Below are 26,000 nucleotides of genomic sequence, written 5' to 3'. Positions count from 1 at the left end.
CACTCACTAGGCGGTCCGGAAAAGAGGGGCGGCCTGGCCGTGAGGGCCGGAGGGCCGCCCCGCGCGGGTGCCCGGCTCAGTAGTGCCTGATGCCCGCGGTGAGCGTGCGCGTCCACGGGGCGTCCACCGACTCGGCGTCGACGGAGACCAGCAGGTGGCACAGCATGCCGACGGCGAAGAACTGCTGGACCTGCTGCTCGCTGCCGCCGGAGGCGCCGCGGACGTACTCCACGGTGCGGGCGTAGCCGGCCCGTACCGCCTGCCGGATCGCGGGCTCGGAGACCGCGGCGGCCTGGGCGTGCAACTGCACCAGCATCAGGTCGTTGTCGCTGATCAGGCGGGCGTAGGCGTCGCCCATCGCGGACAGGACCGCCTCCGGTGTGCTGCCCTCGGTCTCGGCGGCGCCCTCCTCCAGGGCCGCGCGCACCCGGACGAAGCAGTGCTCGACGACCGCGGTGAACAGGGCCTCCTTGTTCGGGAAGAGCCGGTACACGTACGCCTGGGAGATGCCGGCCGCCTTGGCCACCTCCGTGGTGGTGGTGCCGAAGTACCCCCGGGCGGCGAAGGCGCCGATGGCGGTGCGCAGCACCGTCTCCCGGCGCTCCTCGGCTGTGGACAGTTGGCGCTGCCGTTCCGCGTTCATGTGAGTACTTAACCACTCACACTTTGGGTCCGTCAACACCGGACGGGGAGGCGTTCGGTGAGGTCCGGTTGTCGCGGGGGCGGGCGGCGGGACGGGCCCCGCCCGGGGCGTACCCCGGGCGGGGTCCTCGCCGGTCAGCCCGCCAGGGCCAGCGGAGCCGGGCCGTGCGCCGTCTCCGCCTGGAGAAGCAGGGCCGTCATCTCCTCGCGGGCGCGCGCCACCCGCGAGCGCACCGTGCCGATCGGGCAGCCCAGGGCCGCCGCGGCCTCCGCGTACGGCAGCCCGCGGAGCTGGGTGAGCACGAACGCCTCGCGGCGCGGCGCGTCCAGGCGGCGCAGCAGGTCCACCAGGGCCACGCCCTCGTCGAAGCCGGGCAGGCCGCTGGGCTGGGCGCGCTCCGCCGTGGCCTGCCAGTCGGCGGTGTCGGCGATCCGGGGGCGGGCCGCGGCGGCGCGGTGCCGGTCGATGACCACGCGCCGGGCGATCGTCATCAGCCAGGTGCGGGCGCAGGACCGTCCCGCGAAGCGCGGCAGCGCGGTCACGGTGCGCAGATACGTTTCTTGCGTCAGGTCGTCCGCGCCGTGGTGGTCGCCGCAGAGGAAGGCGATGTAGCGGCGCACGTCGCCGCGGGTGGCGCGGACGAACTGGTCGAACGCCGCCTGGTCGCCGTCGCGTGCGGCCAGGGCCCACCGAGTGACCTGCGCGTCGTCGCGCGCGGTGGCGCGGACCCGCGGGGCGGGCGCCGGGGCGGTGGCCGGGGCGGGGGCCGGTATCAGGGCAGGGGACATCACAGGCTGTCCTTCGCGTGGGTGCGGACGGAAGGCGGCCCGCGGGCGGGCGCGTTCCGTCGGCGGAGGGCTCTCCCGGCGCCGCCCGGCGGGCGGCCGTCCGCGCCCGGCCGGGAGAGCCGGGGGATCCCCCGGCGGGGTCGGCACGGGCGGGGAGGGGCGCGGGAGGAGCCGCGGGATCGTGGGCCCGGCGCGGCCCGCCGCCGTACGGCGCGGACACGTGCCGGTGGTGCTGGTTCCCGGCGCCCGTGCGCGCCGTCCCCGGCCGGTCGGGGCGGGGGACGGGGCGGCGTCAGGCGCGGGCGGACGGCACCGGCGGACCCCGGCGCGTCAGGAGGTGGCGCAGCAGCAGGTCCCGCAGTCGCCGCGGCACGCGGACCGGTGGCCGCGGCGGGCGCGGCGGCCGGTGGACGGCCAGGCCGGTGAGGAACCGGCCCGCCAGTTCGAGGCGGGCGAGCAGGCAGGCGGCGAGCGCCCGCCCGAGGAGGAACACCGCGGCCTCGCCGCGCGCCAGCCACAGCCCGCACAGCAGCCCGGCCAGCACGTGCGCCAGCATCATCCCGGCGGACGAGCCCGGCTCCGTGGCGGTGTGCAGATGCCCGGACAGGGCGGCGGTGTGCGCCGCGTGGTGCGCGCCCGGCTCCGCGACGGCCGCCGCGGAGGCCGGGGCGGGCCCGGCGGGCGGCGCGGAGGCGGCGAACGCCGCGTGCAGCGTGAGCTGGGTGAGCACCGTCGCGGCCGTCACCGCGACGGGGCCGCGCTCCCGCCCGGTCAGCCACCAGGAGGCCGAGGCGACGGCCGCGAACGCGCCGCCGACGACCCAGCGCGGCACCGCGTCGTCGGACATCAGCGCGTGGCCGAGACCGGTCACCGCCACGCACACGGCCGCGAACACCGCGGAGCGCACGAGACGGAGGCCGGACCCGGTGGGCATGGCGTCATGGTGCCATCCGCCCCGCGGCGTGGACAGCGGCCGGTCGGGATCCGGGTGCCGGGAACCCGGCGGCGCTCCCGGCCGACTACCTGGTCACCGGCGCCACCGGTGGCGCCGCGGGAGCAGGGGAGTCGTCTCATGGCGGGAGTGGACCGCGGACGCCGCAGGCTGCTGCGGGCAGCGGCGGGCGGGATGGGCGCGGGTCTGGTGGCGGCCGGCGCCGCGGGGCCGGCGCGCGCCGAACAGCGGGAGCGCGCCGAGGAGCGGGGGGAGGAGCCGGGCCGGAAGGGCGCCACACGGGTCGCGCTGCTGCTGTACGACGGGTTCACCGCGCTGGACGCGGTCGGGCCCTACGAGATGCTGTGCCGGGTGCCCGGGGTCACCGTGACCACGGTGGCCGAGCGGGCCGGGCGGGTGCGCACCGACACCGGGGAGCTGTCGCTGATCGCCGAGCGCTCCCTGGGCGAGGTGGGCCGGGCCGAGGTGCTGCTGGTGCCCGGCGGCGGCAACCGGGGCACCACCGAGACGATGGCGAACACCGCGGTGCTGGAGTGGATCCGCCGCCTGCACCGGCACTCGGTGTGGACGGCGTCGGTGTGCACCGGCTCGCTGATCCTGGGCGCCGCGGGCCTGCTGCGCGGGCTGCCCGCCACCACGTACTGGGCGTCGCGGCCGTATCTGGCCGAGGTGGGCGCGGTCTGGACGCCGGGGCGGTTCGTCGTGTCGGGGAAGGTCGTCACCGCGGCCGGGGTGTCCGCGGGCATGGACATGGGGCTGTGGCTCGCCGGGCGCCTGTCGGACGAGCGGACCGCCCGGGCGATGCAGCTCGCCGTGGAGTACGACCCCGACCCGCCCTACGACACCGGCAGCCCGGAGAAGGCGGGGCCGGAACTCCAGGAACTGGCCCTGCGCCTGCTCGCGGACTCGGCCCGGTAGCGGCCCGCCGGCGCGCGACCCCACGCGGCGCCCCCCGGCCCGGGGCCTACGCCGGGTGGTCCTCCAGCGCGAAGGAGCCGTACTCGGGGCGGCCGGCGCGACGGTAGACGCAGTACTGGACGCCGGTGGAGGTGGTGCGGGCGCCCGCGAGGGCGAACGCGGCGGGCGTGGTGCCCTCGGCGAACAGCCGCTTGCCGGTGCCCAGCACCACCGGCTCGACCACCAGGCGGTACTCGTCCACCAGGTCGTGCCGCTGGAGGGTGCGGATCAGGTCGCTGCTGCCCTGGACGTTCAGCTCGCCGTCCAGGTCGCGCTTGAGGGCGGCGACGGCCTCGGGGACGTCGCCGGCGAGGAGCCGCGCGTTGTGCCACTCCACCGCGGTGAGGGTGCGGGAGGCCACGTACTTGGGCATGGCGTTGAGCCGGGTGGCGACGGGGTCGTCCTCGTCGGTGACCCGCGGCCAGTGCGCGGCGAAGATCTGGTAGGTCCTGCGGCCGAGCAGCAGCGCGTCGATGCCGGCGAACTGCTCCTCCATGATCCGGCCCAGGTCCTCGTCGAAGTACGGCACGGACCACCCGCCGTGCGGGAAGGCGCCGTCGCGGTCCTCGTCGGGCCCGCCGGGGGCCTGCATGACGCCGTCCAGGGTGACGAACGCGGAGACGACCAGCTTGCTCATGGGGTGCTCCTGTGGGGAGGGGGCGGACATCGTCGCCGCACCGGGGCGGACCCCGCGGAGGGCGGGACTCATCGGTGCCCGGAAGGAGGTGGCGGCAAAACGGGTTGCCGCTTTCGGGAACGGCGGGGTGCAATGGGCCCGTGAAGGACACCCCTCCGACAGACGCCGCCCCCCGGGGCCCCGGCTTGCGCGGCACCGCCTTGCGGGGCCCCGCCGCGCTGGACGCCGAGTGCCGGGACGGGGGCCGGGACGGGGGCGGGGCCGCGCCCGTGAGCCGGGTGCTCTCCGAGGTCGGGCCGCGGCTGAGGCGGCTGCGGACGAGCCGGGGCGTGACGCTGACGGCGCTCTCCGCGGCCACCGGCATCTCCAAGAGCACCCTGTCCCGGCTGGAGTCCGGGCAGCGGCGCCCCAGCCTGGAGCTGCTGCTGCCCATCGCGCAGGCCCACCAGGTGCCGCTGGACGAGCTGGTGGGCGCGCCCGAGGTGGGCGACCCCCGGGTGCGGATAGCGCCGATCCGGGCGAACGGCAGCACGGTGCTGCCGCTGACCCGGGTGCCGGGGCCGTTGCAGGCGTACAAGATGGTGATCCCGGCCGAGCGGAACACCCCGGACCCGTGCACCCACGAGGGGTACGAGTGGATGTACGTGCTGTCCGGGCGGCTGCGGCTGGTGCTGGCCGAGCACGACCTGGTGCTGGGGCCGGGCGAGGTGGCGGAGTTCGACACGCGGCTGCCGCACTGGTTCGGGACGGCCGGGGACGGGCCCGTGGAGATCCTCAGCCTGTTCGGGCGGCAGGGCGAGCGGATGCACGTGCGGGCCAGGCCCCGGCCCCGGGGCGGGTCAGGCGGTGACGGGTAGCGGGGTGCCCCCGGTGACGCGGCACAGCTCCTCGTAGGTGGTCGGGAAGATCGTGTGGGGGGTGCCGCCCGCGGCCCACAGGCGGGGGTGGTCGGCCAGGGCCACGTCGACGACCGTGCGCAGCGGCGCCGGGTGGCCGACGGGGGCGACGCCGCCGATGGCCTGTCCCGTGGCCTCGCGGACCTGCTCGGGGGTGGCGCGGCGCAGCGAGCCCACCCCGAGGCGGGCGGCCAGGGCGGCGGTGTCCACCCGGTGGCTGCCGCTGGTCATCACCAGTACGGGGCTGCCGTCGGCCATGAAGACCAGGCTGTTGGCGATCGCGCCGACCTCGCAGCCGAGCGCGGCGGCGGCCTCGGCCGCGGTGCGGGCGGACGTGGGCAGTTCGCGGATCTCGCCGGTGGCGCCCGCGGCGGCCAGGGCCTCGGCGACGGTGCGGCTGCGGGGCGGCAGGTGGGTGTGGGTCATGGCGGTGGGTCCTCGTGGCGTGGTGTCAGGTGCGGGCGGTGGCGGTGGCGCGTCCCCGGCCCGTGGCGGTGGCGGGGCCGGGGGAGGGGCCGCCGGGCCGACGGACCGGTGGGTCCGCCCGGCCGGGACGGCGCCGTCGGGCATGGGGGTGGTCTAGCAGGGACGGGGCGCGGGGCGCCACCGGATATGCGGGGGGCGGGCCGGCATGGCGCGGGGGCGGACGGGTACCCGGGGCCGTCCGAGGACGTGAAACCCCCAGGACACCGTGAGGTGGGGCCATGCAGTACGACCACTTCATCGGCCAGGTGCAGGCCAGGGCCAGGCTCGGCAGCCGCGGCGCGGCCGAGACGGCGACCCGGGCCAGCCTGGAGACGCTGGCCGAGCGCATTCCCGCCACGCTGGCGGAGAACCTCGCCGCGCAGTTGCCGCGAGAGGCGGGGGAGCACCTGCGCCGGGTGGCGCGGGCGCCCGACGAGCCGCACACCGGCCGGCGGATGAGCCGTCAGGAGTTCTTCCGGCACGTCGCCGAGCGGGCCCACGTCGATGTGCCGAAGGCCGTGCACGAGGCGCGCTGCGTGATGGAGGTGGTGGGGCAGGCCACGGAGGGCGGGCTGACCGACAAGGTCCGCAAGTCCATCGACGAGGAGCTGGCGAGCGTGCTGTTCGCGGGGAGCCAGGGGCACGTCTGAGTCCGGTGGGTCCGGCCCGCCCCGCCGTCACACGAACGGGTGCATTGGACCTCCCCCTCCCGGGGTACCCGCGAGGCGCGGTAGCCGCGGAACACGACGGAAAGGTCCCCGCCATGGCCGACGCCATCGAACTGATCACCTCCGACCATCGCGAGGTGGAACGGCTCTTCGAGCAGATGCAGAGCCGCAAGGACGACCGCGCCACCCTCGCCGAGGAGGTCGCGCACATGCTGATCGCCCACTCCCGGGCGGAGGAGGAGCAGGTCTACCCCGTCATCGCCCGGGAGGCGCCGGACGAGGAGGACCAGGTGCAGCACGGCGAGGAGGAGCACCAGCAGGCCGAGCGGTTGGCGCGCACGCTGAAGGACACCGACCCCGGGTCGGAGGAGTTCGACCGGGTGCTGGAGCAACTGGTGGAGGCCGTCACGCACCACGTCGAGACGGAGGAGAACGAGGTGCTGCCCGCCCTGCGGGAGGCGGTGGACGACAAGCGGCTGAACGAGCTCGGCGACGCGTTCTGGCGGAAGCGGCAGGAGGTGCTCACGGGCCTGGAGTCCGGCGGCGACATCGGCGACATGACCCGGGAGGAGCTGTACGAGAAGGCGAAGGAGGCGGACGTCCCCGGCCGGTCGGGGATGAAGAAGGACGAGCTCGTCGAGGCCCTGCGGGAGCAGGACCAAGGCGGTCGCTGACCCGCGGCCGCGGCGACCCGGCCCGGGCCCCCGCGCTCCCGTCGGCCGCCTGGACGGTGGGCGGCCGACGGGAGCGCGGGAAGCGGTGGACCGTGGCGCCCGGGCGGCGCGCACCCCCGTCGCCCCGCCCGGGTCGCTGCCACGGTGGTTCCAGGGTGGCCCGGGGTGGCGCACCGCGTCACGCGCCGGTCCGCTGAGCGGAACGGGCGGTGCGGTGGCGCAGCCCGGCGTCCACCGCGCGGCCCGCCCGGATCACCGCCTCCTCCACCCGCCGCAGCCGGGACGTCGCCGGGACCAGCGCCACCAGCGAGGCCACCGCCCGCCCGTCCCTGGCGTGCAGCGGCACGGCGACGCACATCACGCCCGGCACCACCTGCTGCGGGTCCACCGCGGCGCCGCGGTCCCTGATCGCCTCCGCCTCGCGCGGCCACTCGCCGGGCAGCGGGCCGAGCGGCAGCCCGGCGCCGTACGCCTCGGCCACCAGGATCTTGCCCGCCGCCGTGGTCCACGGCCACACCAGGCCCGCGTGGAACGGCGACAGCTCGTCCACCTCGCCCGGCACCCCGGTGACGGTCAGCGCGCCGCCCTCTCGCAGCACGCACACCGCCACGGTCGCCCCGGTGGCGCCGGCCAGGCCGCGCACCGGCCCCGAGGCGGCGGCCAGCAGCCCGGGGTGCGGCTGCCAGGCGCTGCCGAGCCGGAAGATCCGCGCCCCCACCCGGTACCGTCCGCCGCGCCGCTCCACGGCGCCGAGCGCCACGAGCTGGTCCAGCAGCCGGTGGGCGGTGGTCTTGGGCAGGCCGGTCGCGGCGGCCAGCCGGGTCAGGCCCGCCTCCCCGGCGCGTTCCACCGCGTCGAGCAGCGTGAAGGCGCCCTCCAGCACCCCCCGGCCGGAGTGCGGTCCGGCGGTCCTGCCCGCTGCGGGCGGTTGACCTGATTCCTCCATCGACGGCTCCCCGGGTGGGCCCAACTGGTCGACACGGGCCAGGACGGTCTGGTCCGACCGGTGCAACGAAGCGGTGGCCGTGGCCGGAACGGCCGTCCGGCCGGTCCCGAGGAGTGAGACCCGTCAAGGGGGGCACCAGGAACACAGGTACGAAATCCGCCGAGGAAGGACCATCGTGGAGATTTCCGGCATCATCAGTGCGCTGATCATCGGCATCATCATCGGTGCGCTAGGCCGCCTGGTGCTCCCCGGACGGCAGCGCATCGGCATCATCGCCACCATTCTGGTCGGCATCGTCGCCGCGTTCATCGGCTCGGCCATCGCGGCCGCGTTCGGGGTCGCGGACACCGACGGCGTGGACTGGATCGAATGGCTGTTCCAGATCGGCCTCGCCGCCCTCGGGGTGGCGGCCGTGCAGAAGGTCAAGGTCGCCAGGTAGCCCCTCGGCGGAAACGGGGACGCGGGACGGCGGGGACGCCGGGAGCGGGGCAGCAGCACCCGCGCCGGACGTCCCCGCCCGCGCGTCCGCGGCGGAGGGGTGGCTGTGCCCCGGCCGCCCGCCGCGCCCGCCCGGTCAGGCCGGCCCGGTCAGTCCCCGGGCACCTGCCGCCAGTACTGGCGCTTCTTCTCCTCGCGGACCACCACGCCGAGCGCGGCCAGCTCCCCGCGCAGTTCGGCCGCGTCGTCCTTGTCGCCCTTCTCCAGGGCCTTCTCCCTGGCCCGCAGCAGCGCGTCGGCGCCCGGCGGCAGGCCGTCGGCGCCGGGCACCCAGCGCCGGAACTCCGCCCGGTGCGGGTCGCCGTCCAGCCACCGGTAGCCGTGCGCGGCGAACGCGGGCCCCAGCTTGGCCGGGCCGTAGCCGGTCTTCTCCCTGAGCAGCTCCTCGGTGGCGTGGCCGAGCAGCACCAGCACCTCGCCCTCCGCGAACGCGGCGGCGATGTCGGAGCGCGGACAGGCGCGGGTCTCGCCCACCCGGCGCAGCGCCACCCCGTGACCCGAGACGGTGACGGTGACGTGCTCCAGCGCCCCGAGGCCGGCGAGCACCGCACCGGCGAGCGCGCCGACCGCCAGGCCGCCGACCGTGGACCACGGCTCGACGTCCGACACCTCGTCGATCGCCCGGAGCACACCGTCGAACGGCACGAACGGCACCTTCACCAGCCAGCCCGCCACGGCCTGGAGCAGCCAGCCGGCCCCGGCGCCGAGGAGCGGCAGGCCGATCCACATCGCGGCGAGCCAGCCGGGCGCGGACACCACCGTCTCGCCGTGGCGCGGCGACGCTGCCATTCCCGGGGTCCTCCTCGCGGTCACGTCCACCGTTCCTGTCCTGGTCGGTCCTTCTCGTCCCCGCACCGGGGCCTCACCAGGGGCGGGTGCGGTCCGCGGCGGTGGCCACGGCGCCACCGAGGACCGCGAGCACCAGGTTCGCGAAGACCTCGAGGCCCTCGGTGAAGGGCAGCAGATCGACGACGAAGAAACCGCCCCACAGGTGGTCCACCAGCCCGCCGACCCCCTGGAGGACGAGCGCGAACCCCGCCAGCTCGATCACTCTGCGCACCCGAAGAGGCTAGGCGCGGCGGCCCCGCGGCACGTCGGCCGACGGTCGGTGCCGGGTGCGACCAAAGTCGGTGCCGCGGCGGCCGCCCGGCCCCGGCGGGGCACCCCCGCCGGGGCCGGGCCCCGCGGCGCGGGGTCAGGCCGGGTCCTGCCGCGGGCCGGGGTCCGCCTCCGCCGCGGGCGCCGCCGCCTGCGCGGCCGCGGGCACCGCCGCCCCGTTCACGGCGGCGCCGCCCGCCCCGGCGCCGTTCGCCCTCCCGTCGCCGGACGTGCCGTTCGCGCCGTTCGCTGCCCCGCCGTTCATCGCCGACAGCAGGTGCCGGGCCAGGCCGAGGCCGGTGCCGCCCATGGTCAGCGCCTTGCCGAACAGGTCCGTCACGCCGTCGCCGCCGTTGAGCACCACCATGTTGTCGATGTTCCCCAGCGCCTGGGCGCCCGCGGAGACGATCTGCGGCCACTGCTCGGCGAGCTGCTGGGCGACGACCGCCTCCTGGTTCTCGGCCAGCGCCTGCGCCCTGGCCCGCAGCCCCTCGGCCTCCGCCAGGCCCTGCGCCCGCACCGCGTCCGCCTCGGCCAGGCCGCGCGCCCGGGTGGCCTCCGCCTCGGCCTCGCCGTTGACCCGGGTGGCCATCGCCTCGGCCGCGGCCCACAGCTCCCGCTCCTTGGCCCTGGCCTGTGCCGCCGAGATCTGCGCGTCCCGCTCCGCCTCACCGAGCGTGCGGGTCTCGTACGCCTTGGCGTCCGCGGGCTTGCGGATGTCCGCCTGGAGCTGCTGCTCGCGCCGCCGCGCCTCCAGTTCGGCGATGCGCGTCTCCTGGACGACGACCTCCTGGCGGGACTGCGCCTGCGCCAGCGGCCCGGCCTGGTCGGCCTGCGCCGAGGCCCGGTCGCGCTCGGCCTGGAAGCCGGCCTGGAGGATGGCGCTGTCCCGGGTCGCCTCGGCCATGCGGGCCGCGGCCTGCTGCTCGGCCTCGGTGGCGAGCCGGTCGGCCTCGGCCTGGGCGATCCGCGCGTCCCGCCGCACGGCCGCGGTGTGCGGGGCGGCGAGGTTCTTGATGTAGCCGGTCGGGTCGTCGATCTCCTGGATCTGCAACGAGTCGATGATCAGGCCGAGCTTCTCCATCTCGGTGCCGGAGGCCACCCGGGTCTGCCCGGTCAGCTTCTCCCGGTCCCGGATCATGTCCTCCACGGTCAGCCCGCCCACGATGGAGCGCAGATGGCCGGCGAAGACGTTGTGGACCCGCTCGGCCATGTGCTTCTGCTGGCCGAGGAAGCGCCGGGCCGCGTTCGCGATGGACACGTAGTCGTCGCCGACCTTGAAGATGACCACGCCCCGGACCTTGACCGGGATGCCCTGGTAGGTCACACAGTCCACGGAGAGCGCGGCCTCGTTCAGGTCCAGGGACAGCTTGCGCACGGCCTGCACGCCGGGCATGACGAGCGTTCCGCGGCCGGTGACGATGCGGAAGTTCATCCCCTCCTTCAGCCCGTCCGTGGCATGCCGCGACCCCGAGATGATCAGGGCCTCGTTCGGCTCGGCCACCCGCCACATCAGTTTGAAGACGATCAGCAGCACAAGGAACACGGCGAGGCCGATCCCCGCCAGCATGAGAACCATGGGCGCATCCCCCTTCACGGGGCCCCGCGGCCGCGGGCGCGGCGCGCGGGGCATGGGGCGATGGTCCGCCCGGGGCGAGGGGGGCGGGAGGTGCCGTGCGGGAGTTGCGACCGAGCCGGTGCGGTTCCATGGCGAAACGGTGACGGGCGGCGCGCCGCGGGGACCCGGGGGCGGTGGGCATGGGGGCGGGGGCGCCCGCCGGGTCAGCCGAAGGAGCGCGAGACGTACACCGTGCGCGGCGGCCGGTAGTCGACCACCACGATCATCGTGCCCACCTCGAAGACCTCGTCCGGCGACGACGGGTAGGCCAGGAACGCCTCCGCGCCCCCGCGCACCGAGACCATGACCTCGCCCACCAGACCGGGCCCCACCCTGCCGGTGACCCGGCCCTCGTTACCGACCATGGACGCGAGGCTAGCCCGGCACGGCCCGCCAGTCATGGCCGCGGGCGCGTTCACCGCGGCGGAGCCGTGCCCGGCGCCGTTCCGCCGGGCGGGACGGCCGGGACCGCGCGGCCGCCCCGGCAGGGGGTCACTCGCGGCGCATGGCGGTGCGCACGGCCGTCGGCTTCAGCGGGTCGTGGCCGAGCGACATCAGGCGGTGCCGCCACTCGGGGCGGCCCGCCCTGGGCTCGGACTCCGGGTCGGTCCGGCCGCGGACCGCCCGGACCACCTGCCGCATCACCTGCGCGTCCGCGGGCGTCAGGTCGCCCCGGCGCTTGCCGAGGATCTCCAGGACCCGGCGGCCCTCCGGGTCGCCCGCCCGGTCGGGGAACTCCTCGGCCCGCTCGCCCGCGTCGCGGGTGCGCAGCCAGTCCTCCAGCTCCCGCGAGGTCATGTTCACCACCTCGTGGAACTCCTGCCACAGCTCGTCGGGCACATGTGCTGTCATGGTGCTGCTCCTGGCCGTTCGGTACGTGGGCCCGCCCCCGCCCCCAGGATCGGCCCGGCGGCCGGGCCCCGCGACTCGGGGGAGCCGACGACAGGCCTCAGCGCCCGCCGTCCCCGGTCCCGGAGTTCCTCGGGCCCTGGTCGGGGCCGGTCGCTGCGGGCCCCGCCTGCGCCCGGTCCTTCGGCCTGCCGCCGTCGCCCGGCCCGGCGGAGCCGCCGGTCTCCCCGGCCCTCGGCTTGCCGCCGCCCGGCCGGGCGCCCTCGGGTCCGGGGTCCTTCGGCCCGGGCTTCCTCGCCCCCGGGTCCTTGGGCCGGGACTCCTTGGGCTGCGGGCCCTTGGGCCCGGGCCTCTCCGGGGCCCGTGGGCTGTCGGGGTCGGCGGCCCCGGGGCCGGGGCGGTCCGGCCCGGGGCGGTCCGATCCGGGGTCCGCGGGCCTCTGGCCCTGCTCCGCGCCCTCGCCCTTGCCGCCCTTGCCGTTCTGCTCCTTGTCCTTCCCGTTCTCCGAGTCCTTCCCGTTGTCCGGGTCCTTCCCCTTGCCGGGGCCCTTGCCGCCCTTCCCGTCACCGGGGGCGCGGTCGCCGGGCGCGGCACCGCCGCCCCGGTGCTCCTTCCCGCCGTCGCCGGGCGAAGCCTCGCCTTCGGCGGGCCGGGAGCGCCCGGAGTGGCCCCGCTCCGCGGGCGGCGAGCCGGGGCCGGGGCCGGGGGTGGCGGGCGCCGTGGTGCTGGTCGACGGCCTGACCGGGGCGCGGTCCTCGTCCCCGTCGGGTGACAGAAGCGGTCCCCCTCCGCCCGCCAGGGCCACCCCGCCGCCGAGCGCGCCCGCCACGAGCAGGGCGAGTGCGGTGGAGCGGGCCGCTCCCAGCCGCCCCACCACCCGGCCCACCAGCGAGCCGGGTCCCTGCTCCCGCGCGGCGTGGAACGCCGCGACGGCCCGTTCCTCCCCGCGGGGGTCGAGGCCGGCGGGGGGTCCTGCGGCGGCGGCGAGAAGCCGGGCCAGCTCTGCGGCCGCGCGCTCGTCCACCGGCGTGTCCCCGTCGTCCGCGCCGGCCAGTCGCCGCACCAGGTCGCCGTCGATCCTCTGCGGTCCCGCGGGCCCGCCGTCCGCGCCACGCGGGTCCGCTTCCCGGGGGCCCGTGCCCTCGGGTCCGCTGCTCCTGGGGTCCATCTCGTCGCTCACCTCCTCACCCCCGCCGATCCGGCGCGCCCGCGCCGTGACTCCCGCGGCGTTCCAGCGTCCGCGCGAGCTGCCGCAGCCCGCGGGACACCGCCATCCGCACCGCTCCCTGCCTCCTGCCCAGCACCGCGCTGGCGCCGGCCGCGTCCATCCCGAGCACCACCCGCAGCATCACCGCCTCGGCCTGCGCCCTCGGCAGGGTCGCTATGAACGCGATGGCCTGCTCGGTGGACAGGGCCTCCAGCACCGTCTCCGCCGCGTCCGCTCCCGTGTCCCTGGGCTCGGGCAGGTGCTCCGCCGGGAGCGTCACCTCCTCGCCCCTGGCCTTCCTGCGCCGCAGCAGGTCCCGCGCCCGGTCGCGGGTCTTCAGCAGCGCGAGGGAGCGGAAGGCCGCCCCGTCACCCCGGAACCGGGCGAGTTCCCTGGTGAGTTGCAGCCACGTCTCGGACACCACGTCCTCGGCGTCGTCGCCGACGATGACCCGGGCGTAGCGCACCAGCTCCGGATTGATCACGCGGTAGACGGTCCGGAAGCCCGTTTCGCTGCCGCGCTGCGCCTGGTGTAACGCGGCCGTGAGATCGTCCCCGGCAGCGCCCTGGCCCGGCGGGGCGGCAGCCCTGTCGTGATGCATACCGCGCATCCTGGCACGGATGATGATGACGCATCAGACCTCTCGGGGGTCGGCGACAACCACTGCCACGTAGAGCAGTTGGATGGAGTCCTCGATGCCGTTGGTGTACCGCCGCACCGCCCTGCCCAGCGGATTCCACGCCCGCCCGTCGGGAGTGCGCACCCCGAACGGCTGGCGGAACCAACTGCGCTGGGTGTCGTCGAAGTCCACCCACACGGCGTCCGCGTGCCGGACGAGGACCTCGCCCGCGTAGGCGCCGAAGCCCAGCAGGGTGTCCGCGACGGATTCGACAGGCGGCGACTCGTGGCGGATCCCCTCGATGATCCGGTCCACGATCGCCAGGCTCCTGACGGAGTAGTCGAGCTTGATCCCCGAGCGTTCCCAGACCATGGTGACGACATCGGCCGCGATCACCGGGCCGTTCGCCGCCACCAGCGGGTACTGACGCGTCTTCGGCGACGTCTGCACCGATTCTTCTCCTCCCCGGAGTGCCCAGCCGCACTCCTCGCCCACAGACCGCACGGCGCCGCGAAAGTGTCACTTCCGATCGCGCACCGGCCGGAAATCCGTCATCGCCGGGGCGGTTGCGGCGGCGCGGGACGGCGGGAGGGCGGGCTTAGGGTGTGGTCGCGCGGGAACGCGGGCGGGTCGGGCACGGCGACGGGAGCGGGCAGTGGCGGACGGCGGGCACGAGCACGGCGGGCACGGCCACGACGTGCTGGTGGTGGGCGGAGCCGGAGTGGACACCATCGTGCGGGTGGACGAACTGCGGGTCCCGGAGGGCGACTCCGCCGCGGTGCCGCCGGTGCGCGACCACGTGGGCCACACCGGCACCGGGGTGGCGCTGGGCTGCCACGCGCTGGGCCTGGCCGTGAAGTTCCTGGACTTCCTCGGCGACGACCTCCAGGGGCGGATGGTGCTGGAGGCGTTCGACCGCGCCGGTCTCGACTTCGCCCACCTGATCTCGCCCGCGGGGACGCCGCGCGGGGTGAACCTGGTGGACCGTCAGGGACGCAGGTTCTCCTTCTACGACGGGCGGCACCCCGCGGACCTGCGGCTGCCCCGCGAGTTCTGGCTGCCGTTCCTGGAGCGCTCCCGCCACGTCCACCTGTCGATCACCGGCCACAACCGGGAGATGTACGACGACATCGAGCGGCTCGGCCGGACCAGCTCCACCGACCTGCACGACTGGGACGGCCGCGCGGCGCACCACCTCACCTACGCGCTCCGCTCGGACCTGGTGTTCCTCAGCGACGCCGCCCTCGGGGAGCGCGCCGAGGAGGTGCTGCGCCGGATCCTCGACGAGGGGCGGGCCCGGGTGGTGGTGGCGATGGCGGGCGCCGCGGGGTGCCGGGTGCTGACCCGGGACGGCGGGCCGGTGCGGCGCTTTCCGGCGGTGCGGCCCCAGCGGCCGGTGGTGGACAGCAACGGCGCGGGCGACGCGTTCGTCTCCGGATTCCTGCACGCCTGGCTGCGGGGCCGGGACGTGGACGCGTGCGTGCGGGCGGGGGCCGTGGCCGGGGCGTACGCGTGCACGGGCGAGGGGACGCACACGGCGCTCATCGGCGCCGCGGAGCTGGCCGCCGAGTGTGCCGCGCTCGAAGGGGCCGGGGAGGCGGACCCGGCGGGCCGGTGACGACGCGGTCGGCTCCCATTCGGCCGAGTAGTCGGGTGAGGTGACGAGATGATCAGAAACATGGTCACTTTGTCCGCCAATAGGATGGGTTGCCTGGTCCGTTGGTGGTAAGAGGTGTGCTCGCTCCGTTTCCGGACGACCGCGAACGGTGACCGTTGGGGTCGAAAGACGAGGGCACGACGCCCCGTCGTTCAGCCTCGTAGCCCACCTCAGGGAGTCGGTTGCACATGTCCGCAAACAGAACCCTCAAGTCAGCCGCCGCCGTCAGCGTCGGTGCCCTCGCCCTCGGGGCGCTGGCCGCCACCTCAGCGACCGCTGCCGGGCCGGCCGAGCCGCGGCAGATGACCGCCCCGGCAGCGGAGCGCGACGGTGGCAACGGCCACAACGGCGGCAACGACCACAACGGCGGTGGCGGCAACGGCCGTGACGGCGGCAACGGTCACAACGGCGGCGGTGGCGGCAACGGCCACAACGGCGGCAGTGGCGGCAACGGCGAGGACCGGGGCCGGCACTACGACCCCAAGGGCAAGGTCGTCTCCGACATCGGCCTCAACGTGCGCGCCTACCCCTCCACCCGCGCCCAGAAGGTCGGCTTCGTGCCCAGCGGCAAGATCATCGAGCTGAAGTGCAAGAAGATCGGTGAGAACGTCCGCGGCAACAAGCGCTGGTACAAGCTCGACAAGCACGACGGCGGCTGGGTCGCGGCCCGGTACGTGAAGAACCTCGACCACGTGCCGTGGTGCTGAACAGACCGGCGACAGCCGCTTGAGGCTCCGCGCTGACGACGTCGTGACGGACGCCGCGACGGCCCGGGACACGGGTGCCCCCCGTGTTCCCGGGCCGTCCGGCGCGTGCGGGGCCCGCGACGGGCTCGGCGCGCGCGGTGCGGGACGGGCTCCTGGTGCGTGCCGGACGCCGGGTGCCGGGTGCCGCGCCAGGTCAGGGGTGGCCGGTCAGGGGGTGGCCGGGCCGGTGATCGGCCTGCCGTCCTCGTCGTACGGCCAGACGTTGGGCACACAGCCCTTCAGGCCCTTGATCTGCTGCATCATCACCGGCGCGGGGCGGCCCCGCCCGGGGCAGGACTCGTGGCCCCTGCCGAGGAAGTGCCCCACCTCGTGGTTGATGATCAGCGCCCGGTAGCCGGGAACGTCGTCGGTGTAGAACTCGGTGGCCAGCATCCACCGCTTGAGGTTGACCACCACCTCGCCGCCGACCCGGCAGTTCACCTCGCCGCCGGTGTCCAGGCCGTAGCGGCCGCAGATCTCGTCCACCGTGCCGGGCGTGGCCAGGCGGACCACGAAGTCGGGTTCGCCGCCGTCCACCCGCTGGAACGACCACTGCCCCCGCGCCGTCCAGCCGCGCTCGTGCCCGAGTATCCCCTCGACCTCCCGGGCGACCTCGTCGGCGGACAGGTCGATGCCGTCCTCCACGGTCACCTGGTACCGCATCAGCTCGCCGCCGTCGCCGCTCCTGGGGCCGCCGCCCGGCGCGACGGTGAAGGTGCCGGGGCCCGTCTCCGGTATGCCCGCGGCGTCGCCCCCGCGGTCCTTTCCGGCCGGGGGCGAGCCGTCGTCCGGCGAGCCGTCCCCGTCCCGGGCGGCGTCGTCCCGGGCGTCGGCATCCGCGGTGGAGGGGCTCGGGACGGCAACGCCGCGACCGGGGTCCTCCGCCGTGCGCTGCTGGAGCGCGACGGCCGCCGCGAGCACGGCGAGGCACACCAGCGCGGCGATCCCGAGGCTCAGGGACTGCCGGCGCGCCCGGCGCGCGCGCCGGGCCCGGGCACGGGCGCGGGTGCGGGAGCCCGAGGAGGCGGGACGGGGGGCTGTGCGGATCTGCGTGGGCACAAGCGCTCATCATGGGAGCGGAATGTGACCGGACGGTGATGGCGAGAGCCAGATCACAGACCCTTGGGGACTGTTTCGGTCACGCCGGTCACAGGCGTTTCGCCGGGATGGCGTGGGGTTGGGCGGCCCGGCGCGCGGACGCCGCAAGGGCGGGGGCGCCGCGGAAGGTGGGCGGGAAAAGGCTCCCGGCGGGGCGAGGGGCCGTCGGCCCGCCGCTCGGTGGCGGCGAGGGGCGGACGGCCCCGGCGAAGGCGCGGCGGCACCCGGCCCCGACCGGCCGTCAGGAGCCGTAGGGGCGCTTGGCGCGGGCCTCGCGCAGCGCGGTGCCCCACCACACCAACTGGTCGAGCATCACCTTGGCGGCGCCGTTCACCCGCTCCAGGTTCTTCGGCCCGCCGTCCTCGTCGAACTGCTCCCACGCCGCGTGGAAGCTCACCGTGTCCCGCATGGACACCGTGTGCGTCTCGGCGAAGACCTGCCGGAGCTGCTCCACCGCGCGCAGGCCCCCGGAGACCCCGCCGTAGGAGACGAAGCCCACGGCCTTGCCCTGCCAGCCGCCGTACACCGAGTCGATGGCGAGCTTCAGCGCGCCCGGGTACCCGTGGTTGTACTCCGGGGTGATGACGACGAACGCGTCGGCCCGCTCTATGCGCGCGGCGAACTCGTCCCCCACGGGCGTCTGCCGCATCGAGGCGGCCAGCGGCACGTCCGCGAGGTCGATCAGGTCCATCTCGATGTCGTCGTGCTGCTCCACCTGGGAGGCGAACCACTTGGCCACGGTCGGGGCGAAGCGGCCCTCGCGGACGCTGCCGACGATCACCGCGACGCGCAGGCGCCGGTCGGCCGCGTCGTCCCGTCCGGAGTCGTGGGCGGCGGTCTCGGCGGACTGGGTCACCTGGTCGCTGGACATGTCGGGTCCCTCTTCTCGGGTCGGTCGGGTCGGCCCCTTCGGCCGTGCCACAAGCTTGGAACCTCAACAAAACTTGAGGTCAAGCCCCGGCCCGAAACCCGCTCACTCCCGCGTCCAGCGGCCGTCCGTCCCGTACCCGTACCGCGGCAGTCCCGCCACGCCGCTGGTGCGGAACGGGCGGCCGCCGTCGTCGATCCGCACCGTGCCCGAGCGGCCCCCGCTGCTCCAGCCCAGCTCCAGGTACCAGTCGCAGTCACAGCCCGCCGTGCGCCCGGTGACCAGCAGCACCTCCGGGTCGCTCGCCGACACCCGGTAGGGGAACGACACCGCGGGGATGGGGTTCTCGCCGTCGTGGCCGGGCACCGCGCGCGCCACCGGGCGGGGGACGTCCAGGTCCACGTCGAACGAGCGCGGCGTCAGCGCGCCACCGCAGCCCGGGCTCATCAGGAAGACGTTGCCCCGCACCGGAGCGCGCCGCTCCACCACCCGCACCCGCAGCGACTCAAGCACCACCGCCCGGCCCGAGGTGCCCTGCACGGACACCTGCACATTGGTGTCGCCCCCGTGCACGGCGCCCAGCGAGCGCGCCCAGCTCCGCGCGTCCTGCTCCACGGGCGGCGGGGGGACCTCGTCGGCGGGACGGTCGATCACATAGGCGTGGTCGCAGCCGTTCTGCCACTCGTGGGAGCTGACCGTCCAGGCCAGCGGCACCGCGCCGCCGGTCCCGCCCGTGCGGTCGGGACCGGGGGAGGAGCTCCCGCCGGGCACCGATGCGTTGGGTGAGGCGGCCCCGGCGGGACGCGCGGAGGACGGACGGGCCTCCTTCCGCTTCGGCTTCGCCCGCGCGGACGGCGAGGAGGACGGGCTCGCGGCGGGCGGGCGGGACACGGCGGACGGCCCGGGGGAGGCGGCCCGCACCCGCTCGGCGCGCCCCGCCGCGGAGGGGTCGTCCCCGGAGTCCGGGGCGGCCCGGATGGCCACCAGGGTGGTCAGCGCCACGGCGGCGGCCGCCCCCGCGACCACCAGCGCCCGCGCCCGCCCGGCCGTCCCGGGACCCCGGCGGAGGGGACGGCGGGAGGGGGCGGGAGCGGGGGAGGCGGTGGGCCCGGCCGGGGCGGGGCGGTCGGCCGGGGTGGGGAGGGGGGCACTGGTCCGGGCCGCGCCGGGCTCGGCCCTGTCGGTCCCGGACCCGTGGGCCTCGACTGCGCCGGTCTCGACTGCGCCGGTCTCGGCCTCATCCGCCGCGCCTGCGTCAGCCTCAGCGGTTGCGCCCTCGGTCGCTCCGCTCTCGGCCGTCTCGTCACCGGCCGCCCGGGCCTCAACCGCTCCGCCCTCGCCCGCGGTCTCCCCGGCCGCCCCCTCTCCCGCCGCGCGCTCCCCCGCCGTGCCGCCCTCGCCCGCGGTCTCGCCGCCGCCCGCGGCCTGATCGCGACCCCCGTCACCCGCGGCGCCGCCCGCCGTCCCGTCCCCCGCCGTCTCCCGGCCCGGGATCCAGCGGGCCGCGTCGGCGGCGTTCCACGTCGTGTGCAGGGCGACCAGTTCCTCGGGGCCCGCCCCGCACAGGCGGGCGAAGCGCTCCAGCGGGGCGAACTCCACCGGCACCGTCTCGCCCGAGCAGTAGCGGTGCAGCGAGGACTGGCTGACGTTCAGCCGCCGCGCCAGCGCCGCGTACGAGCGCCCGGAGCGCTCCTTCAGCGCGCGCAGTCGCGCGGCGAGCTCCTCGACCTCGGCCTGCCTCGGCGCTCCCATGATCCTCCGTTGTCCTCGTCGTCCCGCTCCACCGGTGCCGGCCGGCCCGCCGCGGCGTTCCAGCCCTCCACGTCTTCCCACGTCAATGACCCTGGAACGGTTCCATGGCGGCCCGGCGTTGCGGGGCCCGGCCGCCGCCGTCCAGGCTGGTCCACATCGCCGCGGCGGCCGGTTCGGGGGTTCCGGCCGACGCGGCGCCATCAGCGGCACGGCCGCCCCCGGGACGCGGGTCCCGGGAGGCGGCGTGACCGCGCCGAGGGCTCCGCCGAACGCGGTGGAGCCGAACAGCCGACGAACCGCGGACCCGCCCGGCGGGCCCGGTTCCTGACACCCGGAACCCGGAATCACCCATTCCGGCCCAGGGGGGACACCACCATGTACCTGCGCAGGCGCCGCACCGCCGCCACCGGCCTGACCGCGCTCCTCGCCGCCGGCCTGACCGTCGCCGCCGCCTCGGCCGCCACGGCGCCGTCGTTCCTCGACCCGTCCGAGATGCCGCCGCACCCCTCCTCGTCCTGGCAGGCGGGCGAGGTGACCCAGGGGCTGCCCGACCCACTGCCGTTCTGCGTCGGCGAGGCGCTGCCCGCCGCGCAGACCAGCTACCGGCTGTACACGACTGAGCTGGACGCGGGCGGCGCCCAGTACGTCGTCGGCTCCGCGAACGAGGCGGAGGCCGAGCGGCTGGTGCGGGCGCTGCGCACCGCCGTCGAGAACTGCGCCGAGGAGTACGAGGCCGCCGACCCGGAGGCCGTCGCCGAGTACAAGTCGTTCGGCAAGGCGCTGGTGGCGGACGGCGCGTACGTCTACGGCGTGCACACCGCCCACCCCGAGGTCGGCTCGCAGGACATCGCGATGTTCGGCATCGGCAGGGACGGGCGGGACGTGACGGTCGTCCAGTGGGGGCAGATGGGCGACTTCGGCGACGCGCAGGTCGCCGACTTCAGGAAGACCACCAAGAGGGCGGTCGCCAAGCTGCGCTGACCGCCGTCCCAGTACGGGGCGGAGCCGCCACCCACCCGCGGCTCCGCCCTCCTCCTGTTCCCCGGGCGACCCGGGCGGGGCGACCCGGGCGGGGTGACCCGGTCCGGTGTCACCCGAGCCAGTGCACCGCCTGGCCGTGCGGCACCGTGAACGCGACCGGGCGCTCGTCCAGGGCCAGGGTGAGCAGGTGCGGGTCGTCCGGCACCGGGCCGCCCAGCCACGGCAGGACCGTGGGGTGCTCGTTCGACACCCAGTGCCCCGGCAGTCGGCGCACCGCCCTCGCGAAGCGCTCCCGCTCGGCGAGGGGCAGGTAGGTGAGCACGGCGGTGTGGAAGACCACGAGCGTGGCGTCGGGCGGGGCCTGGGCGGCGAGGCCGGGCAGCTCCGCTACGAGGTCGCCGCGCACGATCCGCGGCGGGGTGTCCCGGACGGTCTCGATCGCCGCCCGCAGCCGGTGGGTGCGCTCCGGGCGGCCCGGCCACACCAGCGCCTCCAGCCAGCGGCGGTCCTCCTCGTCGCGCACGTCCAGCGGGTTGAGGTCGATCCCGGCCCGCCACACCACCCGGGGGACCGCCTCCGGCACCGGGACGGGGCCCGACGTGCGGCACTCGAACACCACGCGGCTGTCGGACGGGCCGAACCCGCGCCCGCCGTCGTAGCGGTAGCGGTACCGGTCCGGGTGCAGGCAAAGGCCCGCGGAGGCGCCCACCTCCAGCAGGGCCAGGGGCTGCGGCAGGGCGGCGAGCAGCGGCAGCAGGACGGCGCAGCGGGCGGGCTCGTTGGTCTGGGTGTACCGGGCGAGCATGGTGGCCGCGACGTCGTCCCAGCGGTCGAGCACGAAGGAGCGGAACGCGGCGTAGTCGCCGTGCGGGCCGCCGAGGTGGCGGACGGCGGCGAACAGCAGGTTCGGCTGCCGCTTGTTGCCGCGGGGCAGCCGCGCGATCAGCGCCAGCACCGCGGGGTCGTCCGCGATGCCCTCGGCGAGCCGCTCGTACGCCTCGGACTGCCCTCGCGCGTGCTCGCGCGCGAAACTGCGGTAACTGCGCGCCAGGTCCTCCACCGGTGCCCCTTCCGTCACACGTGGCACTCAGTGCCCCGACGCCCGACGATACGTTCACGGCACGGGCCGGACCAGGGGGGAACGCGCACCGCCGCGCCGACGGCCCCGCCGACTCCCTCCTCCCCCCCCCCGCGGCGGCCCCCCGCCGCCCCGCCCCCGGGCCCCGCCCCCGGTGAAGAACCGGATGATAATCACCCCTCGAGCAATCATCATTCCCCAGTTTTTTCCTTTTTCCGTCCCGCCGCCACCCATCCACTACTCCCGTAATGCCGACCTCACTTTCCGTGCGAGCGCGAGGGTGGAATTCCCGCCCGGCCCACCCGTGAAAGATGCGCCGAGTAACGCCCGGGGCGGCACCCCCGGCATGGCGGCCGGAATTGTCCCGGTCGGGGTGCCACCCCCCGTGGCCTTTCACGACACCGGCACCGGCAGCACATTGCTCCCCTACAGAACGGGGGGCGTGCGTGCGCGGAAACAGGCCGCCCCGCCCCACGAAGATTCCCCCACATCGGCGGTTTCGCAGGAAATTCACTTTTCCAAGCCGAGGGATCCTTAAAGTGGTTCGGGTATTGGCGATCGTCGTGGTCGAGAAACGAGGTATCCATGCCCGTCACAGATCACCCAGCGATCCGCCGGGCCGCCGGCCGCCTTCCGGACGACCCCGCGGTCGCCGCCGCCCGCGTCCTGCGGGCGGCCGAGGCGGACGCGGCACGCCTGGCCGGCCACCTGCTGGCCCGGGGCCGGGAGTCCGCGGTGGACGCCCTGGCCGGGGCGATGTCCGCCGACAGGGCGTACGCCGCCGCGGTGGTGGACGCCATCGCCGCCCAGGCGCCCCCGCTCACCGGCGCCGAGACGGTGGCCGTGGTGCTGGCCGCCGCCGGCACCACCACCGTCTTCGGCTACCCGGGCACCAGCGAGCTGGCCCTGTGCGACGCGCTGGACCGCACCGCGGGCGTCGAGATGGTCAACGGCCGCGGGGACAAGGAGTCGGCGTTCCTGGCGGCCGGCGCCTGCCTGCTCGAACCGGGGCGCGGCGCCGCCGTCCTGCACGGCGCGCGGGGCCTGACCAACGCGACCGGCGCCATCGCGGACGCGCTGCGCAACGAGATCGGCGCGCTCTGCGTCGCCGGGCTGCCCACCACCGCGTCGGCGCCGTTCCTGCCGCCGCACGGCGAGGCCGGGCTGCTGCCCGCGGTGGGCGCGTTCACCGGCTGGTGGTGGCAGGCCCCCGCGGTGCCGGACGGCGCGGAGGCGGCGGCGGTGGCCGCGTCGGAGTTCGTGGCGCGGGTGCGCGAGGCCTGCCGCCGGGTGCGCGAGGCGCCGTACCGCCCGGTGCTGCTCGGCGTCCCGCAGGACGTGGCCGAGGCCCGCTGGGTGCCCGCCTCCGCGCTGCTGCCCGCCCCGGCGCCGCCCGCGACCCTGCGGGCGGGCTCCGCCGCGCTCGCCGCCGCCGCGGACGCGCTGCGGGCCGCGCGGCGGCCGGTGCTGCTGGTGGACGACTACGCGCTGCGCTTCGACGTCCGCCCCGGCCTGGACCTGATCGGCCGGGTGCTGGGCGCCGCCGTGCTCCAGATCCGCTACCGGCGCGGCCCGATGCTGTTCGAGCGGCTGCGGTTCGAGGAGGTCACCGGGTTCGCCGGCTGGCTCAACCCCTACAGCCACGCCCACGCCGAGCTGCTGGCCGGCTGCGACCTGCTCGTCACCGTCGAGGACCGCAACATGTACCCGCGGGTCACCGGGCCGCTGCCCGCCTGCCCCAAGGTGGTGATCGGCACCGACCCGGTCAAGGCCGCCAAGAACGGCTATCTGCGCCCCGGCGACCTGGTCGTGGCCGGGGACCCGGGCGCGGCCCTGCGCGAGGTGGCCGGGCTGCTGGAGCGGGACGCGCCCCGCCACGAGCCGTGGTTCGGCCCCGAGGTGGCCAAGGGCGCCGACGTGGGCCCCGAGCCGCCACCCGACCGGATCGTGCGGGCCCGCGGCGAGGTCGCGGCGGCGGTGGCCGGGCTGCTGGCCCGCTGGGAGCACCCGGTGCTGGTGGACGACAGCCAGATGTTCGGCGGCCTGCTCGCCGAGAGCTACGACGCCTTCCCCGCCGGGCTGCGGGTCTTCGGCGGGCACGGCGGCTTCGTCGGCGCCGGGCTGCCGCTGGCCACCGGCCTCGCCCTGGCCGAACCCGCCCGGCGGGTGCTGTGCACACTCGGCGACCAGGCGTTCACCAACTCCTTCCAGGGGCTGGTCGCCGCCGTGCAGCAGCGGGCGCGGGTGACATACCTGGTGTGCAACAACGGCCGCTCGGTGTCGCTGGCCAAGCAGGCCGCCGCCGGCGGACCCGAGTGGTTCGACCGGGGCCGCCGCCCGCTGCTGCGCAACGCCGACGGGCTCGACTACTGCGCCGTGGCGCGCGCCCTCGGCGTCCCGGCCGCCTCCGTCGGCGTGCCCGTGGGCGCCGCGCCCACCGAGGTGTCGGCGGCCGTCGGCGCCCTGGCGAAGGAGCTGGAGGCGGCGGCGGGCGCGGACGGGCCCGCGCTGGTGGAGCTGCGGCTGCCCGACGACCCGGTGGCCTGGCGGGGCATCTGGGTCACCCGGGGCTTCGACGAGCAGCGGGCGGTGGCCTCGTGACCGCCGCGGGAGCCGGGATCACCCGGCCCAGGAGCACCCTGCTGGTGGACACCGCGGACGCGGACGAGGCGGCCCTCGCCGTCGAGCTCGGCCTGGCGCGCGGCGTCACCACCAACCCGTCGCTGCTGCGCGCGGTGACCGACAAGCCGCTCGACCAGCTCGCGGTGCTGCTCGGCCTGCCGCTCACCGAGGTGTACTACCAGCCCACCGGCGCCTACGGCCGCGACCTGGAGGCCGAGGCGGAACGGGCCTTCCGGATGGCGCCGGGACGCGTGGTGGTCAAGGCCATGGCCACCCCGGAGGGCACCGCGCTCGCCCGCACCCTGGCCCGCCGCGGCATCCCCGTCGCCCTCACCGCCGCGCAGGCCCCGCAGGCCATGGTGGTGGGCATGGCCCTGGGCTGCCGGGCCGTCATCCCCTACCACGACCGGGGCCTGCGGGACCCGGACGTCTCCGACACGCTGGTCGCCGACCTCGTCGCCGTGCGCGGCACCCGCCCCGTCCCCCAGGTGCTGGCCGCCTCCGTCAAGAGCGTGGAGCAGGTGGTGGAGGTGCTGAAGCTGGGCGCGGACAGCGTCACCGCGCCGGTGTCCGTGCTGCGCGCCCTCACCGCGCACCCGTCGGCGCTGGCCGCGGAGCGGGAGTTCCTGGCCCGCTACGGCGACTGGCCGGGGCAGGCCGACGAGCAGGGCGGCGACCGGGCCGATCCGGCCCCACCGGGCGGGCCGTCCCCCGCGGGCCCGCCCGCACCCCCCGGCCGCACCCCCGCCGGCCTGCCCCGCCGCGCCACCCCGGCCGCCCCCGCCCCCACCGCCCCGCAGGACCCCCGCGTCCCCGCCGACCCCCGCGTCCCCCTCGCCCGCCGCGACCGGCCCACCCCCCGCCCGGGAAGCGCGGACCCCCAGCCGCGGGACCCGGCGTGAACCACGCCGCCCGCACCAAGGTGCTCGCCCCGCACGGCCTCGCCGGTGAGTACGCGGCGGTGCTGCTCGACCTCGACGGCACCCTCGTCGACTCCCGGGCGTCCGTGGACCGCGCCTGGCGCTCCTGGTGCGGGCGCTACGACGTCGAACCCCGTGAACTCACCCCCCACGTGCACGGGCGCACCGCCGCCGACGTCATCCGCAGGATCCGGCCGTCCTGGCCCGACGACCTCGTCGCCGCGGCGGCCAGGTTTCAGTTGCGAGTGCAGGAGCGGGACGACGAGCCGGGCACCGCCGCCCCCGGCGCCCGCGACCTGCTCGGCGCCCTGGCCGACGGCCACCGCTGGGCCGTGGTGACGGCCTGCTCGGCCCGGCTCGCCCGGCACCGCCTCACAAGGGCGGGGCTGCCCGGCCCCCCGGTGCTGGTCGCCGCGGAGGACACCGTCCGCGGCAAGCCCGACCCCCAGCCCTACCTGGCCGCGGCCCGCCGCCTGGCCGCCGACCCGGCCGACTGCCTCGCCGTCGAGGACGCCCCCGCCGGGGTGCGGTCGGCCAGGGCCGCCGGGTGCGCGGTGGCCGCGGTGGCCACCACGCACCCCGCCGACGACCTGCCGGACGCCACGGCCGTCGTCGAGGACCTGACCCGCCTCGTCCTCGCCCGCCGCCACCGCCCGTGACGCCTCCGGGCCCTCCCCCACCGGGCCCGGACCGGCCCCCGGGCCGAGTGGTGCGCGGCGGCACCCGGCACGAGGCGGCACCGCCCGGCGCGCCGGGCGGAGCA

Annotated in this window: 29 protein-coding genes; 11 read left to right on the top strand and 18 right to left on the bottom strand. The window is 76.5% G+C overall.

Annotated features, from left to right (window positions below):
- Positions 1-76 precede the first annotated feature (76 nt).
- The 3 genes from ACYVO2_RS07275 to ACYVO2_RS07265 all read right to left on the bottom strand — a co-directional run bounded on the left by ACYVO2_RS07275 (position 77) and on the right by ACYVO2_RS07265 (position 2,365).
- Entirely contained in the window at positions 77-643 is a 567-nt protein-coding gene (locus ACYVO2_RS07275; RefSeq protein ID WP_461006781.1) for a TetR/AcrR family transcriptional regulator, read from the bottom strand.
- Between the two features lie 134 nt (positions 644-777).
- The gene (locus tag ACYVO2_RS07270; protein WP_461006780.1) at positions 778-1,431 is read right to left on the bottom strand and encodes a sigma-70 family RNA polymerase sigma factor; all 654 of its coding nucleotides are present in this window, start codon (positions 1,429-1,431) and stop codon (positions 778-780) included.
- A gap of 292 nt (positions 1,432-1,723) precedes the next feature.
- The gene (locus ACYVO2_RS07265; protein ID WP_461006779.1) at positions 1,724-2,365 is read right to left on the bottom strand and encodes a hypothetical protein; all 642 of its coding nucleotides are present in this window, start codon (positions 2,363-2,365) and stop codon (positions 1,724-1,726) included.
- Positions 2,366-2,503: 138 nt separating this feature from the next.
- Here ACYVO2_RS07265 and ACYVO2_RS07260 point away from each other — a divergent pair, with 138 nt between their 5' ends.
- Positions 2,504-3,301, top strand: coding sequence for a DJ-1/PfpI family protein (locus ACYVO2_RS07260; protein WP_461006778.1), 798 nt, complete (start codon positions 2,504-2,506; stop codon positions 3,299-3,301).
- Positions 3,302-3,347: 46 nt separating this feature from the next.
- Here the strand turns inward: ACYVO2_RS07260 and ACYVO2_RS07255 are convergent, their stop codons facing one another.
- Positions 3,348-3,977 (bottom strand): dihydrofolate reductase family protein, encoded by a 630-nt coding sequence (locus ACYVO2_RS07255; protein ID WP_461006777.1) that lies wholly within the window; start codon positions 3,975-3,977, stop codon positions 3,348-3,350.
- A gap of 269 nt (positions 3,978-4,246) precedes the next feature.
- Between ACYVO2_RS07255 and ACYVO2_RS07250 the strand changes: the two genes are divergently transcribed.
- Entirely contained in the window at positions 4,247-4,834 is a 588-nt protein-coding gene (locus ACYVO2_RS07250) for a helix-turn-helix domain-containing protein (protein WP_461006935.1), read from the top strand.
- On the opposite strand, the gene ACYVO2_RS07245 is transcribed toward ACYVO2_RS07250, so the two are convergent.
- Positions 4,817-5,299 (bottom strand): YbaK/EbsC family protein, encoded by a 483-nt coding sequence (locus ACYVO2_RS07245; protein ID WP_461006776.1) that lies wholly within the window; start codon positions 5,297-5,299, stop codon positions 4,817-4,819. The genes ACYVO2_RS07250 and ACYVO2_RS07245 overlap by 18 nt on opposite strands.
- A gap of 278 nt (positions 5,300-5,577) precedes the next feature.
- On the opposite strand from ACYVO2_RS07245, the gene ACYVO2_RS07240 reads away from it, so the two are divergent.
- Together ACYVO2_RS07240 and ACYVO2_RS07235 are read left to right on the top strand one after the other, a co-directional pair.
- Complete coding sequence (locus tag ACYVO2_RS07240) at positions 5,578-5,988, top strand: DUF2267 domain-containing protein (RefSeq protein WP_461006775.1); 411 nt, start codon at positions 5,578-5,580, stop codon at positions 5,986-5,988.
- Between the two features lie 113 nt (positions 5,989-6,101).
- The gene (locus ACYVO2_RS07235; RefSeq protein ID WP_461006774.1) at positions 6,102-6,680 is read left to right on the top strand and encodes a hemerythrin domain-containing protein; all 579 of its coding nucleotides are present in this window, start codon (positions 6,102-6,104) and stop codon (positions 6,678-6,680) included.
- Positions 6,681-6,858: 178 nt separating this feature from the next.
- Here the strand turns inward: ACYVO2_RS07235 and ACYVO2_RS07230 are convergent, their stop codons facing one another.
- Positions 6,859-7,626, bottom strand: coding sequence for an IclR family transcriptional regulator (locus ACYVO2_RS07230; protein ID WP_461006773.1), 768 nt, complete (start codon positions 7,624-7,626; stop codon positions 6,859-6,861).
- A 175-nt stretch (positions 7,627-7,801) separates the two neighbouring features.
- Between ACYVO2_RS07230 and ACYVO2_RS07225 the strand changes: the two genes are divergently transcribed.
- Positions 7,802-8,065 (top strand): GlsB/YeaQ/YmgE family stress response membrane protein, encoded by a 264-nt coding sequence (locus ACYVO2_RS07225; protein ID WP_461006772.1) that lies wholly within the window; start codon positions 7,802-7,804, stop codon positions 8,063-8,065.
- Positions 8,066-8,214: 149 nt separating this feature from the next.
- On the opposite strand, the gene ACYVO2_RS07220 is transcribed toward ACYVO2_RS07225, so the two are convergent.
- The 8 genes from ACYVO2_RS07220 to ACYVO2_RS07185 form a co-directional block, all read right to left on the bottom strand.
- Positions 8,215-8,913, bottom strand: coding sequence for a YqeB family protein (locus tag ACYVO2_RS07220; RefSeq protein WP_461006771.1), 699 nt, complete (start codon positions 8,911-8,913; stop codon positions 8,215-8,217).
- 73 nt (positions 8,914-8,986) lie between these two features.
- Positions 8,987-9,184, bottom strand: a complete 198-nt coding sequence (locus ACYVO2_RS07215; RefSeq protein WP_461006770.1) for a hypothetical protein — start codon at positions 9,182-9,184, stop codon at positions 8,987-8,989.
- 135 nt (positions 9,185-9,319) lie between these two features.
- Complete coding sequence (locus ACYVO2_RS07210) at positions 9,320-10,801, bottom strand: flotillin family protein (RefSeq protein WP_461006769.1); 1,482 nt, start codon at positions 10,799-10,801, stop codon at positions 9,320-9,322.
- A gap of 203 nt (positions 10,802-11,004) precedes the next feature.
- Positions 11,005-11,205, bottom strand: a complete 201-nt coding sequence (locus ACYVO2_RS07205; protein WP_461006768.1) for a hypothetical protein — start codon at positions 11,203-11,205, stop codon at positions 11,005-11,007.
- 127 nt (positions 11,206-11,332) lie between these two features.
- On the bottom strand, positions 11,333-11,692 hold the full coding sequence (locus ACYVO2_RS07200) for a DUF3140 domain-containing protein (protein ID WP_461006767.1): 360 nt from the start codon (positions 11,690-11,692) through the stop codon (positions 11,333-11,335).
- A 97-nt stretch (positions 11,693-11,789) separates the two neighbouring features.
- Entirely contained in the window at positions 11,790-12,869 is a 1,080-nt protein-coding gene (locus ACYVO2_RS07195) for a hypothetical protein (RefSeq protein WP_461006766.1), read from the bottom strand.
- A gap of 4 nt (positions 12,870-12,873) precedes the next feature.
- Positions 12,874-13,380, bottom strand: a complete 507-nt coding sequence (locus ACYVO2_RS07190) for an RNA polymerase sigma factor (protein ID WP_461006765.1) — start codon at positions 13,378-13,380, stop codon at positions 12,874-12,876.
- A 150-nt stretch (positions 13,381-13,530) separates the two neighbouring features.
- A complete protein-coding gene (locus tag ACYVO2_RS07185; RefSeq protein WP_461006764.1) occupies positions 13,531-13,965 on the bottom strand; it encodes a hypothetical protein in 435 nt (144 codons plus the stop codon).
- A gap of 205 nt (positions 13,966-14,170) precedes the next feature.
- Here ACYVO2_RS07185 and ACYVO2_RS07180 point away from each other — a divergent pair, with 205 nt between their 5' ends.
- Positions 14,171-15,133 carry a carbohydrate kinase family protein gene (locus ACYVO2_RS07180; RefSeq protein WP_461006763.1) on the top strand — a complete coding sequence of 321 codons (963 nt, stop codon included), beginning with the start codon at positions 14,171-14,173 and terminating at the stop codon, positions 15,131-15,133.
- Between the two features lie 227 nt (positions 15,134-15,360).
- A complete protein-coding gene (locus tag ACYVO2_RS07175) occupies positions 15,361-15,879 on the top strand; it encodes an SH3 domain-containing protein (RefSeq protein ID WP_461006762.1) in 519 nt (172 codons plus the stop codon).
- 207 nt (positions 15,880-16,086) lie between these two features.
- Here ACYVO2_RS07175 and ACYVO2_RS07170 read toward each other — a convergent pair whose 3' ends face one another.
- The 3 genes from ACYVO2_RS07170 to ACYVO2_RS07160 all read right to left on the bottom strand — a co-directional run bounded on the left by ACYVO2_RS07170 (position 16,087) and on the right by ACYVO2_RS07160 (position 19,636).
- Entirely contained in the window at positions 16,087-16,977 is an 891-nt protein-coding gene (locus ACYVO2_RS07170) for a DUF3152 domain-containing protein (RefSeq protein WP_461006761.1), read from the bottom strand.
- A gap of 280 nt (positions 16,978-17,257) precedes the next feature.
- The gene (locus tag ACYVO2_RS07165; RefSeq protein ID WP_461006760.1) at positions 17,258-17,887 is read right to left on the bottom strand and encodes an NADPH-dependent FMN reductase; all 630 of its coding nucleotides are present in this window, start codon (positions 17,885-17,887) and stop codon (positions 17,258-17,260) included.
- 102 nt (positions 17,888-17,989) lie between these two features.
- Positions 17,990-19,636, bottom strand: coding sequence for a helix-turn-helix domain-containing protein (locus ACYVO2_RS07160; protein WP_461006759.1), 1,647 nt, complete (start codon positions 19,634-19,636; stop codon positions 17,990-17,992).
- 375 nt (positions 19,637-20,011) lie between these two features.
- Between ACYVO2_RS07160 and ACYVO2_RS07155 the strand changes: the two genes are divergently transcribed.
- The gene (locus ACYVO2_RS07155; RefSeq protein WP_461006758.1) at positions 20,012-20,617 is read left to right on the top strand and encodes a hypothetical protein; all 606 of its coding nucleotides are present in this window, start codon (positions 20,012-20,014) and stop codon (positions 20,615-20,617) included.
- A 109-nt stretch (positions 20,618-20,726) separates the two neighbouring features.
- Here ACYVO2_RS07155 and ACYVO2_RS07150 read toward each other — a convergent pair whose 3' ends face one another.
- Complete coding sequence (locus tag ACYVO2_RS07150) at positions 20,727-21,695, bottom strand: DUF2332 domain-containing protein (RefSeq protein ID WP_461006757.1); 969 nt, start codon at positions 21,693-21,695, stop codon at positions 20,727-20,729.
- Between the two features lie 585 nt (positions 21,696-22,280).
- On the opposite strand from ACYVO2_RS07150, the gene ACYVO2_RS07145 reads away from it, so the two are divergent.
- From ACYVO2_RS07145 to ACYVO2_RS07135, 3 genes are read left to right on the top strand one after another with little or no spacing between them, the layout of a single operon-like run.
- Positions 22,281-24,296 carry a thiamine pyrophosphate-dependent enzyme gene (locus ACYVO2_RS07145; RefSeq protein WP_461006756.1) on the top strand — a complete coding sequence of 672 codons (2,016 nt, stop codon included), beginning with the start codon at positions 22,281-22,283 and terminating at the stop codon, positions 24,294-24,296.
- Positions 24,293-25,219, top strand: a complete 927-nt coding sequence (locus ACYVO2_RS07140) for a transaldolase family protein (protein ID WP_461006755.1) — start codon at positions 24,293-24,295, stop codon at positions 25,217-25,219. The genes ACYVO2_RS07145 and ACYVO2_RS07140 overlap by 4 nt, the downstream gene beginning before the upstream one ends.
- Positions 25,216-25,896, top strand: a complete 681-nt coding sequence (locus ACYVO2_RS07135) for an HAD-IA family hydrolase (protein ID WP_461006754.1) — start codon at positions 25,216-25,218, stop codon at positions 25,894-25,896. Before ACYVO2_RS07140 ends, ACYVO2_RS07135 begins: the two co-directional genes overlap by 4 nt.
- Positions 25,897-26,000 lie beyond the last annotated feature (104 nt).

The organism is Streptomyces capparidis (assembly GCF_054782095.1).
This window is presented reverse-complemented; position numbering and strand designations above follow the sequence as displayed.